The organism is Tsukamurella pulmonis, from assembly GCF_900103175.1.
Taxonomy (GTDB): domain Bacteria; phylum Actinomycetota; class Actinomycetes; order Mycobacteriales; family Mycobacteriaceae; genus Tsukamurella; species Tsukamurella pulmonis.
The window spans coordinates 2,149,381-2,163,573 of sequence record NZ_FNLF01000002.1; the positions used below are offsets into that span (position 1 = coordinate 2,149,381).

The 14,193-nt window shown below is 71.9% G+C and carries 16 protein-coding genes; 8 read left to right on the top strand and 8 right to left on the bottom strand.

The window, feature by feature from the left end; translation table 11 throughout:
* Positions 1–13: 13 nt before the first annotated feature.
* From BLQ62_RS10520 to BLQ62_RS10530, 3 genes are all read right to left on the bottom strand, one after another.
* Positions 14–442, bottom strand: a complete 429-nt coding sequence (locus BLQ62_RS10520; RefSeq protein WP_068565542.1) for a DUF6069 family protein — start codon at positions 440–442, stop codon at positions 14–16.
* Positions 443–514: 72 nt separating this feature from the next.
* Positions 515–1,150 carry a response regulator gene (locus BLQ62_RS10525; RefSeq protein WP_068535161.1) on the bottom strand — a complete coding sequence of 212 codons (636 nt, stop codon included), beginning with the start codon at positions 1,148–1,150 and terminating at the stop codon, positions 515–517.
* Entirely contained in the window at positions 1,147–2,259 is a 1,113-nt protein-coding gene (locus BLQ62_RS10530) for a sensor histidine kinase (RefSeq protein WP_068535159.1), read from the bottom strand. Before BLQ62_RS10530 ends, BLQ62_RS10525 begins: the two co-directional genes overlap by 4 nt.
* 108 nt (positions 2,260–2,367) lie before the next feature.
* Here BLQ62_RS10530 and BLQ62_RS10535 point away from each other — a divergent pair, with 108 nt between their 5' ends.
* Complete coding sequence (locus tag BLQ62_RS10535) at positions 2,368–2,928, top strand: hypothetical protein (RefSeq protein WP_068535156.1); 561 nt, start codon at positions 2,368–2,370, stop codon at positions 2,926–2,928.
* 83 nt (positions 2,929–3,011) lie between these two features.
* On the opposite strand, the gene BLQ62_RS10540 is transcribed toward BLQ62_RS10535, so the two are convergent.
* Together BLQ62_RS10540 and ppgK are read right to left on the bottom strand one after the other, a co-directional pair.
* The gene (locus BLQ62_RS10540; RefSeq protein ID WP_068535153.1) at positions 3,012–4,460 is read right to left on the bottom strand and encodes an RNA polymerase sigma factor; all 1,449 of its coding nucleotides are present in this window, start codon (positions 4,458–4,460) and stop codon (positions 3,012–3,014) included.
* Positions 4,461–4,679: 219 nt separating this feature from the next.
* Positions 4,680–5,423, bottom strand: coding sequence for a polyphosphate--glucose phosphotransferase (gene ppgK, locus BLQ62_RS10545; RefSeq protein ID WP_068535150.1), 744 nt, complete (start codon positions 5,421–5,423; stop codon positions 4,680–4,682).
* A gap of 91 nt (positions 5,424–5,514) precedes the next feature.
* Between ppgK and BLQ62_RS10550 the strand changes: the two genes are divergently transcribed.
* Positions 5,515–6,387: an inositol monophosphatase family protein gene (locus BLQ62_RS10550; RefSeq protein WP_068565540.1), complete on the top strand. Its 873-nt coding sequence runs from the start codon at positions 5,515–5,517 to the stop codon at positions 6,385–6,387.
* On the opposite strand, the gene cei is transcribed toward BLQ62_RS10550, so the two are convergent.
* Positions 6,388–7,113 (bottom strand): envelope integrity protein Cei, encoded by a 726-nt coding sequence (cei, locus tag BLQ62_RS10555; protein ID WP_068565538.1) that lies wholly within the window; start codon positions 7,111–7,113, stop codon positions 6,388–6,390. It abuts the gene before it with no gap.
* A gap of 245 nt (positions 7,114–7,358) precedes the next feature.
* On the opposite strand from cei, the gene BLQ62_RS10560 reads away from it, so the two are divergent.
* Positions 7,359–7,658 carry a DUF4193 domain-containing protein gene (locus BLQ62_RS10560; protein ID WP_068535141.1) on the top strand — a complete coding sequence of 100 codons (300 nt, stop codon included), beginning with the start codon at positions 7,359–7,361 and terminating at the stop codon, positions 7,656–7,658.
* Positions 7,659–7,686: 28 nt separating this feature from the next.
* On the opposite strand, the gene BLQ62_RS10565 is transcribed toward BLQ62_RS10560, so the two are convergent.
* Positions 7,687–8,178: a DUF3093 domain-containing protein gene (locus BLQ62_RS10565; protein ID WP_231857595.1), complete on the bottom strand. Its 492-nt coding sequence runs from the start codon at positions 8,176–8,178 to the stop codon at positions 7,687–7,689.
* 23 nt (positions 8,179–8,201) lie between these two features.
* On the opposite strand from BLQ62_RS10565, the gene dut reads away from it, so the two are divergent.
* Positions 8,202–8,663 carry a dUTP diphosphatase gene (gene dut, locus BLQ62_RS10570; RefSeq protein WP_170842906.1) on the top strand — a complete coding sequence of 154 codons (462 nt, stop codon included), beginning with the start codon at positions 8,202–8,204 and terminating at the stop codon, positions 8,661–8,663.
* A gap of 42 nt (positions 8,664–8,705) precedes the next feature.
* Positions 8,706–9,527: a DUF3710 domain-containing protein gene (locus tag BLQ62_RS10575; protein ID WP_115391367.1), complete on the top strand. Its 822-nt coding sequence runs from the start codon at positions 8,706–8,708 to the stop codon at positions 9,525–9,527.
* On the opposite strand, the gene BLQ62_RS10580 is transcribed toward BLQ62_RS10575, so the two are convergent.
* Positions 9,502–10,209: a hypothetical protein gene (locus tag BLQ62_RS10580; protein WP_068565536.1), complete on the bottom strand. Its 708-nt coding sequence runs from the start codon at positions 10,207–10,209 to the stop codon at positions 9,502–9,504. The genes BLQ62_RS10575 and BLQ62_RS10580 overlap by 26 nt on opposite strands.
* Positions 10,210–10,297: 88 nt before the next feature.
* On the opposite strand from BLQ62_RS10580, the gene BLQ62_RS10585 reads away from it, so the two are divergent.
* From BLQ62_RS10585 to dxs, 3 genes are read left to right on the top strand one after another with little or no spacing between them, the layout of a single operon-like run.
* Positions 10,298–10,987, top strand: a complete 690-nt coding sequence (locus BLQ62_RS10585) for a DUF3159 domain-containing protein (protein WP_068565534.1) — start codon at positions 10,298–10,300, stop codon at positions 10,985–10,987.
* Positions 10,971–12,173: a class I SAM-dependent RNA methyltransferase gene (locus tag BLQ62_RS10590; RefSeq protein WP_068565532.1), complete on the top strand. Its 1,203-nt coding sequence runs from the start codon at positions 10,971–10,973 to the stop codon at positions 12,171–12,173. Before BLQ62_RS10585 ends, BLQ62_RS10590 begins: the two co-directional genes overlap by 17 nt.
* 40 nt (positions 12,174–12,213) lie before the next feature.
* The gene (gene dxs, locus BLQ62_RS10595; RefSeq protein WP_068565530.1) at positions 12,214–14,151 is read left to right on the top strand and encodes a 1-deoxy-D-xylulose-5-phosphate synthase; all 1,938 of its coding nucleotides are present in this window, start codon (positions 12,214–12,216) and stop codon (positions 14,149–14,151) included.
* The last annotated feature ends 42 nt before the right edge of the window (positions 14,152–14,193 follow it).

Sequence of the window (14,193 nt, forward strand, 5' to 3'; positions counted from 1 at the left end):
CCGGTGACCGCGGTCAGCGCACGCGGCGGTACAGAGCCTCCAGTGCCACGGTGAGCGCCGCCGCGATGACGACGTGCATCAGCGAGAGCATCAGCGTGGAGGGGCCGTCGAAGTCGGCGGCCAGGGTGCCCGCGACGGTGCCGAGCGAGGCGGCCGAACCGACCACGGCCGCGACGCGCAGGATCGGAGCCCACAGCTTCGAGAGCAGCACGGCCACGGTCATTCCCACGGCCAGCGGCACGACCGTCAGGAGGATCACGCCGCCCGGGGCGACCGAGGCACGGGCGCCGGTCTCGTCCGACATGGTGAAGTCTCCACCGGCGGCGAGGCCGGCCAGCCACAGCACGAGGTTGATGAGCAGGGACAGGCCCACCGCGCCGAGAACGGCGGTGGTGCGGTTGACGCGGAAGGACGACGGGGCGGCGGAATCGATGGCGGTCATGGTCTCTCCTCGGGGGTCGTTTTTCTGGAACGGATCCATCACACAACCTCAAGGAATGTTTAGGTCAAGCCTCTAGGTGAGACCGGCCTGCGCGGCGACGACAGCCGCCTGTACCCGCGACTGCACGCCGAGCTTCATCAGCACGCGCGAGACGTGGGTCTTCACCGTCGCCTCGCCGATGTCGAGCTCCCGCGCGATCTGCTGATTCGACAGTCCGCGGCCCAGCCCGGCCAGCACGTCGCGTTCGCGGTCCGTGAGCGTGCTCAGGTCGGCACCGGACGGCTCGGCGGGCCGGGGGATCGCCGCGATCACCGCGCGGGTGACCTTCGGGTCGAGCACCGCATCGCCCGCGGCGACCGCCACGACGGCCCGGATCAGTTCGTCGCCGCCCGCCGACTTGAGCAGGAAGCCACTCGCGCCCGCGGCGAGCGCGCCGAGCACGTACTCGTCGAGATCGAACGTGGTGAGAACCAGTACGGCGCAGTCGGTCTCGGCGACGACGGAGGCCGTCGCCGCCAGCCCGTCGACCCGCGGCATCCTCACGTCCATCACCACCACGTCGGGCTTGAGCGCGCGCGCCTGCCGCAGCGCGGCGGCACCGTCGGCCGCCTCACCGACCACCTGCACGTCGCCGGTCGACTCGAGGAGCAGTCGCAGACCGGCGCGGATAGCCGCGTGATCGTCCGCCAGGACGACGGTGACCGTCACCTCGCCACCTCCCTCGGGATCGTCGCCCGGACCACCCAGGTCTCGCCCTCGGGGCCCGCCGTCGCCGTCCCGCCGACCGACTCCGCGCGGAAGGCGATGTTGCGCAGGCCGTCACCCGACCCGAGCGGGCCGGGCGGCAGGGCGTTTCTGGCGGTCATGCTCACATGCTCCTCCGCGAATGCGACGTCGACCTCCAGAGCGGCCCCGGGGGCGTGCTTGGTGGCATTGGTGATGACCTCCCCGAGGATCCGCGTGAGCGTCGCCTCGACCGCGGTGGGCAGCGCACCGTCGGGCAGCGCGAGCCGTACCGGGACCCCCGCCGCGTTCGCCGTCTCGATCAGCGGTTCGAGCGACTCGAGAGTGGTCCGCACCGCCGCGTCGTCGGGGGAGGTGAGCAGGTTGATCGTGGCCCGCATCTCCTCGAGGGCGGCCAGGCTGCCCGATCGGATCGACTGCAGCACCGCGGGATTCTCGGGGGTGCGCTGCGCCGCGTCCGCGAGGATCGCCACCGCGGACAGGTGCCCTGCAACGGTGTCGTGCAGCTCCCGTGCCAGGCGGCGCCGCTCGTCCGCGAGTGCGGTCGCGCGCCGGGCCTCGCCCTCGTCGCGTTCCAATTCCGCGAGCCTGCGGTAGGCGAGGACCGCGCGGCCGTACCCGATCGGCGACCAGAGGACGGCGACCAGTACGAGGACCGCGTAAATGCCGCCCTTGACCCCACCGAGAACGGACGCACCGGCCCCGAGTGCGAGCGTGAGCACCAGCACCGTCCACGAGACGACATCGCGGAGCCGATCGGAGCCGGTGGCCACCGCGAGGTAGATGACGTCCGAGAAGGCGATCCACAAGACCACCGACGGGCCGAACGGGAAGTCCCACGCCGCGAGTGCGAGCATGAGGCCGAAGGCGAGCGCGGGGCGATGTCGCGCGAGCAGCTGGACTGCGAGCGCGCCGCAGAGCAGCCCGAGCTTCACCTGCCAGGGATAGAAGTCCTCCGCCTCGTTGCGCACCGTCCAGCCGCCGGCGGCCCACAGCAGCGCTCCCACGAGCGTGATGCCGATCGCGGGGACCGCGGCGTACTCCGACGTCCACGACCGGCCGATCGACTTCATGCGCCCATTGGAGCACATCGGGCGCAGTGCCGGGTCCGCCGAACGGAGGATGGGTGGCGCACCGTCGGGCGGACGACGGCGGGGCGCGGGCGCGGCAGAGTGCGGGGCATGGACGAGTTGAACAATCCGGTGCTGTGGACGATCGCCGCGTGCGAGATCGGCTTCTGGGTCCTCGTGGTCGGGGGCCTCGTGCTGCGCTACATCCTGCGCTTGCGGCGCGCAGGCATGGTGGCGCTCGCGCTGGTGCCGCTGCTCGATCTGGTGCTGATCGCCGCCGTCGCGATCGATCTGAACCGCGGCGGGGAAGTGGGTTTCGCGCACCGACTGGCCGGGATCTACTTGGGCTGCACGGTGATGTTCGGGCACACGATGATCGCCTGGGCGGACGAGCGCTTCGCACACCGCTTCGCCGGCGGGCCCGCGCCGCGGAAGGTGCCCAAGGTCGGGCCCGAGCGCACGCGCAAGGAATGGAACGACTTCTACCGCTGGCTCGGCGCTGTGGCCATCGCGGGCGCCGTGTCCCTGGGGCTGGGCTACACCGTCGCCGATCAGACGCAGCGCGAGGCGCTCATGGGCGTCTTCGGCACCCTCGGCGTGATCACGGTGATCTGGCTCGTCACCGGGCCGCTGTGGGTCGCGGGGCGAGGGGAACGCACCGCAGAGCGCTGAGACCTGCCTCGGAAACGACGCTGCTCCCGCGATCACCATCGTGATCGCGGGAGCAGCCGAGTGTCGTGGCAGCGGGGGAGCCGCTAGTCCAGGTAGTCGCGGAGGACCTGCGAGCGCGACGGGTGCCGCAGCTTGCTCATCGTCTTCGACTCGATCTGGCGGATGCGCTCACGCGTGACGCCGTAGACCTGCCCGATCTCGTCTAAAGTGCGCGGCTGGCCGTCGGTGAGGCCGAACCGCAGGCGGACGACGCCGGCCTCACGCTCGGAGAGCGTGTCGAGCACCGACTGGAGCTGATCCTGCAGCAGGGTGAACGAGACCGCGTCGACCGCGACGACGGCCTCCGAGTCCTCGATGAAGTCACCGAGCTGCGAATCGCCCTCGTCGCCGATGGTCTGGTCCAGCGAGATGGGCTCACGCGCGTACTGCTGGATCTCCAGCACCTTCTCCGGCGTGATGTCCATCTCCTTGGCCAGCTCCTCCGGCGTGGGCTCGCGGCCCAGGTCCTGGAGCAGCTCGCGCTGGATGCGACCGAGCTTGTTGATGACCTCGACCATGTGCACCGGGATGCGGATGGTGCGGGCCTGGTCGGCCATCGCGCGGGTGATCGCCTGCCGGATCCACCAGGTGGCGTACGTGGAGAACTTGTAGCCCTTGGTGTAGTCGAACTTCTCGACGGCGCGGATCAGTCCGAGGTTGCCCTCCTGGATCAGGTCCAGGAACGCCATGCCGCGACCGGTGTAGCGCTTGGCCAGCGAGACCACGAGGCGCAGGTTGGCCTCGAGCAGATGGTTCTTGGCGCGGTTGCCGTCGCGTGCGATCCAGTTCATGTCACGCCGGATGCCGATCGCCGGCTTCTCGCCGCGCTCGAGCCAGCGGTTGATCTGCTGCTCGGCGAACAGGCCGGCCTCGATCCGCTTGGCGAGTTCGACCTCCTCCTCCGCGTTGAGCAGCGCGACCTTGCCGATCTGCTTGAGGTACGCGCGCACCGAGTCGGCCGAGGCGGTGAGCTCGGCGTCCTTGCGGGCCTGCCGCAGGGCCTCGGATTCCTCCTCGTCCCAGACGAAGTCGCCGGAGGCCTTGTCGGCCTCGGACGGCTCCTCGTCCTCCGCGTCCGCAGGGGCGGGCTTGGTGACGGCGCTCTTGGTCTTCGTGTCCGGGGCGTCGTCCGCGGTGTCCTCCGCGTCGATCGCGACCTCCTCGTCGGAGAGTTCGGTCGGATCCGGGTCACCGTCGAGCTCGGGATCGACTTCGTCCTCGGCGCCGCTCTCCGCGCCGGCGGCCGACGCGTCCTTCTTGCCCGCCGCCTTCTTGGCGGTGCGCTTCGCCGGCCCGGCAGCCTTCTTCGCCGCCGCCTTCTTGGCAGGGGCCTTCTTGGCGGGAGCCTTCTTCGCCGCCGCCTTCTTGGCAGGGGCCTTCTTCGCGGGAGCCTTCTTGGCGGTGGTCTTCTTGGCGGGGGTCTCCGCCGAGGTGGCCGAACCGTCCACGCCGTCTGCCGACGGTGCGCTGGAGCTGGTCTGCGTCGCTGCCACTTACGCCCTTTCCTACTGTGCCTGCGTGCGTCGAACTGCTGGTCCAGGGCGCGACAACGCTACCGTTCCCGTGGTACGGGGCTTCGGTGGTGGCTGCGGCGACCGGGGCGAGGTGGTTCGGCGTCTGGTCCGACGTTTCGACGTCGGACCCCCATTGTAACGATTCTTCTCGTCGCGCCCGCATTCACCTGCGGTCACAGTGCGACGAACCGGCCGGAATCAGTCGCGTTGCGATGCCATCGCCGCGCCGACGATGCCCGCCGTGTTCTGCAGCTTCGCCGGGATCACCGGGGTCTGAACGTCGAGCAGCGGCACCCATTTGTCGGCTTTCCGACTGACCCCGCCGCCGACGATGATGAGGTCCGGCCAGAGCAGCTTCTCGTACTCCTGGAAGACGCGGCTCACCTCCTTGGCCCACCGCTCGTAGCTCCATTCCTTGCGCTCCTTGACCGAGCTCGCGGCCCGGTGCTCGGCCTCCTTGCCGTCCACCTCGATGTGCCCGAACTCGGTGTTCGGGACGAGGGTTCCGCGGTGCAGCAGGGCTGACCCGATTCCCGTTCCCAGCGTGAGCAGCAGGATCACGCCGTCGAAGTCCCGGCCGGCGCCGTAGCGGTCCTCGGCCAGGCCCGCGGCATCGGCATCGTTGAGCACCGTGACGGCCCGGTTCAACGTGGACGTGAACAGGGCGTCCGCGTCGGTGCCGATCCAGCCCGGATCGATGTTCGCGGCGCTGCGGACCGTGCCCTTGGTCACGACGGCCGGCACGGTGACGCCCACGGGGCCCGTCCAGTCGAAGTGATCGATCACCTCGCGGACGACCTCGGCGCACGCCTCCGGCGTGGAGGGCTGCGGCGTGAGCACCTTGTAGCGCTCGCCCACCAGCTCCCCGGTCTCCATGTCCACGACACCGCCCTTGATGCCGCTGCCGCCGATATCGACGCCGAAACCCAGCTTCTCCGCCATTGCCTGCTCGCATTCCTCGTCGGTGCCGCACGTCGCGTCCTGGTTCCCGGGGTGCCCCCGGCGCTGACAAACTACCGCGGATTGTGGTTCTGTGGAGGACGTGCAACTTAACCGCTGGGAGTTGTCCGAGGTCGCCGTCGCCGTCGTCACGGAAGCCGCGCAGCGCGTCGCGGCCCGCCGGGCGGAGGTCTTCGGCGCCAACGCATTCGACGGTGCCGACGGCGCCCGCCCGGAGGGCGTGACCACCAAGTCCACGCCGACCGATCCGGTCACCGTCGTCGATACCGAGACCGAGCGCTTCGTCCGGGAACGACTCGCCGAGCTGCGGCCGGACGACACCGTGCTCGGGGAGGAGTTCGGGGGCGACCCGGGCGAGTCCGGCGCGGTCCGGTGGATCGTCGATCCGATCGACGGCACCGTCAACTTCCTCTACGGCGTGCCGGCGTACGCCGTCTCGCTCGGCGCCCAGGTGGACGGGGTATCAGTGGCCGGGGCCGTCGCGGACGTGGTGCACGGCACCGTCTACGCGGCGGTGCGCGACGGTGGCGCGCGCGAGATATCGCCGGACGGCACCGTCCGCGAACTGAGCGCCAACCCGATCACCGATCCTGCTCTCGCCCTCGTCGCCACGGGGTTCGGCTACGCCCGTGAGCGGCGCGAGAAGCAGGGGCGCGTGCTGGCCCAGCTGTTGCCCGCCGTACGGGACGTGCGGCGGATCGGTTCCGCCGCACTCGACCTGTGCATGGTGGCAGCGGGCCGTGCCGACGCGCACTACGAGCACGGTCTGAGTCCGTGGGACTGGGCTGCCGGCGCACTCATCGCACAGGAGGCCGGAGCGGTCGTGATCGTGCCCGCCGCCGACTCCAGCAGCGCGGACGGTGCGCTGACGCTGGCGGCCGCGCCGGGGATCGCCGAGGCGCTGATCGAGCTCCTTCGCAGCGCCGGGGGCCTCGAAGCGCTCTGATCAGCGGGTGCAGGACTGGCTGTGCACCGCGGAGACGAGAGCGGGATTCGCCCCGCCGTCCGTGGCGCCGGCCGGAGCCGCACGCAGGATGCGCAGGATCTCCTGCGCATCGGTGCTGGGCTCGAGGTCGGTGAAGAACGTGCCCAGCACCAGATCCACCGAGTTGTCGCGCCGGCCGTCGTCGATCAGTTCCGCGCAGGGCGCGATGATCCAGGCCGCCGCGGCGGCGGCGCGGCCGGAATCGCCGAAGCGCAGCTGTGCCTGGCAGGCCATCTCCGGGTAGACGGGGTCGTTGCCGTACGCGCCGGTGGTGGGCGCGGCGAAGCCGTAGTCCGCGAGCTTGTTCAGGGTGGTCTCCGCGCGCCCCGACTGGCCGGAGGCGTTGAGGACCCGCACCGTGGTCGCGGCCAGTGGGGCGGGCCGCACCGAGATCAGATCGTCGGGGGAGACGACCTCGAACCGGTTGGGCGCGGGGGCGGGCGTGGTGCCGCCGGCACGCGCGGCGGCACTGGGCGCGGGCGCGGCCGACGCCGACGCCGGGCCGGGCTGCGGGCAGGAGACCGGTGCCGCGGTCTCCTCCTGGGTGGACATCGCGCGGGCCCAGGTGGCTACCGCGATCACGGCGAGCACGGCGACGACGATGAGGATCGGCAACGTGTTGCGACGCCGGAACGGATCACCGTTCCGGTCGAATCGCCGGCCGGTGCCGGTGAGCTGGGAAACCACGGCCCCGACTGTACGGGAGCGGGCCGCCGGTGCCGGGGAGGCGGCGCGGGAGTCGGCCCGGGAATCATCGGGGCTCCGTGCGCGTTGGACGGGCAACGAGCGGACCGATCGGAGGCCGTCACGGAAAGGCCGTGACATCGCTTTCCGAGTGGGTTACACTCTGGGCCGCTCGCGCGGGACAACGCGCCCGGCGGTCACGGAAACCCCGAGACCCGGGGCACGAGCAAGGATGGGGATGACACGGCATGGCAACTGATTACGACGCTCCACGGCGCTCCGAGGCGGACGAGATCTCGGAGGATTCGCTGGAGGAGCTCAAGGCCCGTCGCAACGAGGGGCAGTCCGGCACGGTGGACGTGGACGAGGGTGAGACCGCCGAGTCCTTCGAGCTTCCCGGCGCCGATCTCTCGGGCGAGGAACTCAGTGTTCGCGTGGTGCCCAAGCAGGCCGACGAGTTCACCTGCACGAGCTGCTTCCTGGTGTACCACCGCAGCCGCCTCGCCGATCCGGACGGCAACGAGCTGATCTGCATCGACTGCGCCTGACGGCGAAACTCTCCGCGGCGGCCCGCTCCTAGCCGAGCGTGGTCGCGGCGGGGATGAGCGCGAGCATCTTCTCGGGATGCCGCGTGGACACCATCCAGTACGGTGTCGGATCGTCCGGGTCGTCGAGGACCACGACGATCATCGACTTGATCCATCCCCTGTGATAGACGAACGCCGCGGGATCGAGCTGGCGGCCCAGTGCCGCACTCTTCGCCTCCGGCGGCACCGCCGCCGCGCGCGAGACCAATTCCAGCGGCAGATGGGCGTTGCCGGCCCACAGCTCCCCGTCGCGGATCGCGACACTGCCGCGTCCCATGGACCAGAGCAGGACAGCGATGACCGCGACGATCAGCACCCACGCTCCGATCATCCAATCGCCCCAGCGTGCGGCGAGTGTCACCTCGTAGCAGAGTAGGGACGCGACCACCGCGCCCGCGATCCACCAGTACCACGGCACCGTCAGCCGCTCGGAGTAGCCGCCCGCGGGCTTCGAGGTCTTCACTGTTCGATCGTCCGACACGCCTTCAGCGTAGTCTGCATGCCATGGTGAGCCAGATACCCCTACTGCGGCTCGACGAGGGCCTCCCACTTCCCAAGCGCGCACATCCCGGCGACGCGGGCGTGGACCTGTACTCGACGATCGACGTGCGGATCGAACCCGGTGCCCGCACGCTCGTCGCCACCGGCGTGGCGCTCGCGCTGCCGCACGGCACCGTCGGTCTGATCCACCCCCGCTCCGGCCTCGCCGCGAAGCACGGGCTCACCGTGGTCAACACGCCCGGCACCGTCGACGCGGGTTACCGGGGCGAGATCAAGGTCTGCCTCCTGAACACCGATCGCGAGAGCGCCGTCGAGATCAAGCGCGGCGACCGGATCGCCCAGTTGCTCGTCCAGCGCGTGGAACTGCCCGACTTCAAGGAGGTCTCGTTCCTCGACGAGACGGTCCGCGGCGCCGGCGGCTACGGCTCGTCGGGCGGGCACGCCAGCCTCGAGTCGTCCCAGTAATCTCCCGAACACACCCCTCGTAGATCCAAGGAGCACATCCCCATGGCCCTCGGCCGCCGCAAGTCCAAGCAGCGCAGCACCTCGAGCGTCGACCCGTACGCGACGATCGGACAGCCCGAGCACCACACGGCGCCGGCGCCCGTGGAGGACGACGAGGTGCAGGAGCTCGGCACCGGCGCGGGCCCGTACGACCTCGGCTCGCTGGAGAGCACCGAGGGACTCGACGAGGGTCGCCTCGATCTCGGCTCGCTCATCCTGGCGATGCCCCCGGAATCGCAGCTGCAGGTGGAGATGAGCCCCGAGGGCGTGCCCGTCGGTGTGCACCTGGACACCCCCGTCGGCCGCATCACCCCGGGCGTCTTCGCCGCGCCCAAGTCGGGCGGGCAGTGGCGTGAGGTCGTCACCGAGCTCGCCGACTCGCTCCGCGAGAACGGCGCGCAGGTCGCCATCGAGGACGGCCACTGGGGCCGCGAGGTCGTCGGGACGCAGCCCGACGGCATCCTGCGGTTCGTCGGTGTCGACGGTCCGCGGTGGATGGTCCGCATCGTCGTCGCCTCGCCGCTCGAGACCGCCGACCAGGCCGCGCAACTGGCGCGCGCGATGCTCGCGGAGACCGTGGTGCGTCGCGGCACCGACCCGCGGCCCGCACGTGATCACCTCGAGATCGAGCTCCCCGCCGAGCTGGTGCAGCAGTTGCAGGAGGCCATGGCGGCCCAGCAGGCGCAGCAGGAGCAGGCCGCCGCATCGATCGCGGCGCAGGTCGCCCAGCGCGCCTCCGCCGACGGCCCGGCCGCCCTGCGGCAGAGCAATCAGGACCGGCTCACGCAGGGTTCGGCGCTCACCCGCCTGAACAACCAGCAGTAAGGCCCTCGATCCCGGCCCGGCCCAGAACGGCGGGGTCGGGACCCAGGTCGGCCAGGTCCACCACGACCGTGGCCGCGCCCGGGATCGCCGCGCCCCACGTCCGCGCCGTCGCGACGGCGTGGATCAGGTCGCCCTCGGCGCCCACGACGACGGCGCGCGCGGTCAGCTCGCGCAGCGCCTCCTCGGTCGGTGCGGCGTAGCCCGCCGCCTCGCGCAGGGCGGGCGCGAGGAAGTCACCGTGCGCGGCCCAGGAGCGGCTCAGCTCCCGCGCCAGCCAGGGCGGGCTCCCGGCCCGCATCCGCGCGATCGCCTCCACGGACCCGACCTCGTCCACGGTCTCGGCGGTGACCCGCGCCGACAGCGCGGCCGGCACGTCCGGTCCCGCCGGTCCGCACCACGGCGGCAGCGTCAGTACCAGGGTGACGTCGGCGTGCGGATTCTCCAGTGCCCAGCTCGCCGCGACGGCGGAACCGAGGGAGACGCCGCAGATCAGGAGGGGCCCATCGGCCGCCGCCGCGTCCAGCGCGGCGCGGTACCCGGCCTCGACGGACGGCGGTGTCGCATCGACGGCGACCGTGCGCGCGCAGAGCGCCGTCAGCGGCGCGAAGGCGCGGAGCACGAAGTCGGCGTCCGACCCCGACCCGGGCAGCAGGACTGCGGTGGTGTGCGCGGGGAACTGCATGGGCCGAGCATGCCAGGGCGGCCGCGCGGCGCACCGTCGGCACCGCCGAGCGGGCGGTGCGGGCGTCGCGGCCGCGTAGTGTGTCCGTGTGACGGATGGTGCAGAGCAGGAGCGGGATACCGCGCAGGACGCCCCCGAGCCCTCGATCAAGGAGCAGGTGCTCGAGCAGATGGGCGGCTGGCAGGGGCTGGTGTACTCCACGCTGCCCGTGGCCGCCTTCGTGCCCGCGAACGCGGCCTGGGGTCTCACCGGCGGCGCCATCGCGGCGCTGGTCGTCGCGGCCGTGGTCGCCGTGATCCGGCTCGCGACCCGCAGCTCGATCCAGCCCGCGATCTCCGGTTTCTTCGGCGTGGCGGTGTGCGTCGTCATCGCCCTGATCGTCGGCGGCAACGGCAAGGGCTACTTCCTCTACGGCATCGTCATGCAGGCGGTGTTCGCCGTCGTCTTCGCGGTCTCGCTGCTGGTGCGATGGCCGCTCGTGGGCGTGCTCTGGCACCTCTTCGACGAGCGGAAGCAGACTTCCGCCGATACCGACGGCACCGTCGCCGCGGGGGACTGGCGGTCCGATCGCCGGCAGTACCGCGCGTTCGCATGGCTGACGGTGCTGTGGATCGCGATGTTCGCGGTCCGCTTCGCCGTGCAGGCGGCGCTGTACCAGAACGACGACGTGGGCGGCCTCGGCATCGCCCGGATCATCATGGGCTGGCCCATGTTCGCCGTCGGCGTCCTGATCACCTTCCTCGTGGCGAGGCGGGTGACGCATGCTCGCGCCGAATGACGTCCTCGAGCTGACCTGCGGCGCCCCCGGACACGGCGGCTTCGTCGTCGCCCGGCACGAGGGTCGGGCCGTGTTCGTGCGCGGCGCGCTCCCCGGGGAGCGGGTGCGGGCGCGGGTCACCGAGGTGAAGAAGTCCTACGCCCGCGCGAGCACCGTGGAGGTGCTCGAGGCCTCGCCGCACCGCGTGGCCGAGGCCTGCGCCGCGGCCGCCGCCGGAGCGGGCTGCTGCGATCTGACCTTCGCCGCCCCCGCTTTCCAGCGGGAGATGAAGACGCAGGTGCTGCAGGACCTGCTGGTGCGTTTCGGCGGCTTCGAGGCCGGAGCCCTCGAACCCGTCGTCGCTCCGCTCTCCGACGCCCCGCCGGCCGGGTGGCGGCACCGCGCCCGCCTCGTCGCGGACGACGACGGCCGTCTCGGACAGCACGCCCACCGCAGCGCCGAGGTCGTGGTCGCGCCGTGCGTGCAACTGCCCTCCGCCCTCGTCGATCTCGCGGCCGGCCTGCGGGCCGAGCCCGGCGCCGAGGTCGCGCTCGTGCTCGACGACGCGGGCGCCGCGCACGCCGCCGTCCCCGCGCGCCGCGGTCGCGCCGCCCGGGTCCTCGCCGGGGAGGCGCTCGCCGAGTACCGGGTCGGCGCCCGCTCGTGGCGGATCCCCGTCGGCGGCTTCTGGCAGGCCCACCGCGACGCCGCGTCCCGCTACGCGCAGTGGGTGGGCGAGTACACCGGGCGGTACGGGGGAGAACCCGGCCGGGCCTGGGATCTGTACGGCGGCGCGGGCGTCCTCGCCGGCGCGCTGGTCGACGAGGGCTTCGCCGTCGACGTCGTCGAGACCTCCGGCGGCGCGATCGCCGCCGGTAGGGAGAGCCTCGCGGACGAGCCCGTCGCCTTCCACCGGGGCGACGTCGCCTCCCGGCTCAAGGGCCTGCGGGCGCCCGGTGTCGTCGTGCTCGATCCGCCGCGCACGGGCGCCGGCGAGGCCGTGATGTCCGCGATCACGGCGGCGGCGCCGACCGCGATCGTGCACGTCGGCTGCGATCCCGCGGCCTTCGCCCGCGACCTCGGTGCGGCCTGTGAGAACGGCTATCGCCTGGCGGAGGTGTCCGCGTGCGACGCGTTCCCCGGCACCCATCATCTGGAGGCCTTCGCGGTGCTGGTGTCGGGTCGCGAAGACCGGCGTGGCCGGTAAAGTGGCAAAGGCACCTCTCACGGGAGTAGACACGAGGGATATGAACCTGCTGCGCACCATCGACACCCCACGCGACCTGCGTCGGCTGGATCAGGACCAGCTCACGGCGCTGGCCGGGGAGATCCGCGACTTCCTCGTGGAGAAGGTCGCGGCGACCGGCGGGCACCTCGGACCCAACCTCGGCGTGGTGGAGCTCACGATGGCGATCCACCGGGTCTTCGACTCGCCGACCGATCCGGTGCTCTTCGACACGGGCCACCAGGCCTACGTGCACAAGATCCTCACGGGGCGCCGCGACGCCTTCGACACGCTGCGGCAGGCCGGCGGGCTGTCCGGGTACCCGTGCCGCGCCGAGTCCGAGCACGACTGGGTCGAGTCCTCGCACGCCTCCGCCGCCCTGAGCTACGCCGACGGCCTCGCGAAGGCCTTCGCGCTCAAGGGCGAGCAGCGCACCGTCGTCGCCGTGGTCGGCGACGGCGCCCTCACCGGCGGCATGTGCTGGGAGGCGCTCAACAACATCGCCGCCTCGGAGCGGCCCGTCGTCATCGTGGTCAACGACAACGGTCGCTCCTACGCGCCCACCATCGGTGGACTCGCCAACCGGCTCACGGGCCTGCGCACGCAGCCCGAGTACGAGCGACTGCTCGGTGAGGCCCGCGCCCGGCTGCGCCGCATGCCCGTCCTCGGCGAGCCCGCCTACTCGTTCCTGCACGGCATGAAGGCCGGCATCAAGGACATGGTGAGCCCGCAGGCCCTGTTCGCCGATCTCGGCCTCAAGTACATCGGTCCCATCGACGGGCACGACGAGGAGGCCCTCGAGGCCGCGCTGCGGCGCGCCAAGGACTTCGGCGGCCCCGTCGTGGTGCACGCCATCACCCGCAAGGGCAACGGTTACGAGCACGCGGAGAACAACGAGGCCGATCAGATGCATTCGGTCGCCGTGATCGACCCCGCCACCGGCCTCCCGACCGGCGGAGGCGGCGGGGCCCGCGACTGGACCTCGGTGTTCGCGGAGGAGTTGGTCGCGCACGGCGAGCAGCGCTCCGACGTCGTCGCCATCACCGGCGCCATGGCCGAGCCCACGGGCGTCGCGGACTTCGGCCGCAAGTTCCCCGACCGCATGTACGACGTGGGCATCGCCGAGCAGCACGCCCTCACCTCCGCGGCCGGACTCGCGCTCGGCGGGATGCACCCGGTCGTCGCGCTCTACGCCACCTTCCTCAACCGCGCCTTCGACCAGCTGCTGATGGACGTCGCGCTGCTGGGGCAGGGCGTGACCATCGTGCTCGACCGCTCCGGCGTCACCGGGCCCGACGGCGCCAGCCACCACGGCATGTGGGACCTGTCGCTCGCCTCGATCGTCCCGGGCCTGCGCGTCGCGGTCCCGCGCGACGCCGCCCGGCTGCGCGAGGAGTTCGCCGAGGCGCTCGCCGTCGACGACGCGCCCACCCTCCTGCGCTACCCCAAGGGGGCGGTGCCCGCCGATCTGGAACCCGCACGCCGGCTCTCCGACGGTGCCGACGTGCTCGTCGAGAGTGATCCCGCCGGCGCGGACGTGCTCATCGTCGCCGTGGGCCCCTTCGCGCACACCGCGGTCGACGTCGCCACCCGCCTGCGTGATCAGGGCATCTCTGCGACGGTCGTCGACCCTCGCTGGGTCCTGCCGGTCCCGGGCTCGGTCGTCGACCTGGCCCGCACGCATCAGCTCGTGGTCACGCTCGAGGACAACGGCGTGGCCGGCGGCGTCGGCGCGGCGGTGACGGCGGCCCTGCAGCGCGCGGAGATCGACGTGCCCACCCGGGTCCTCGGCATCGATCAGAAGTTCCTCGATCACGCCTCCCGCGGTGAGATCCTCACCGGCCTCGGCCTCACCCCGGCGGAGATCGCCTTCCGCATCACCGGTTGGGCCACGGCGTGCGCGCACGTGAGCGTCGCGGTGGAGAAGGAGCCCGCGGCGGCGCCGGAGCAGGTCCGCTGAGCCGACGCCGACGCGTCTCCTGAGAGGCCCGCGTCCCCGAGG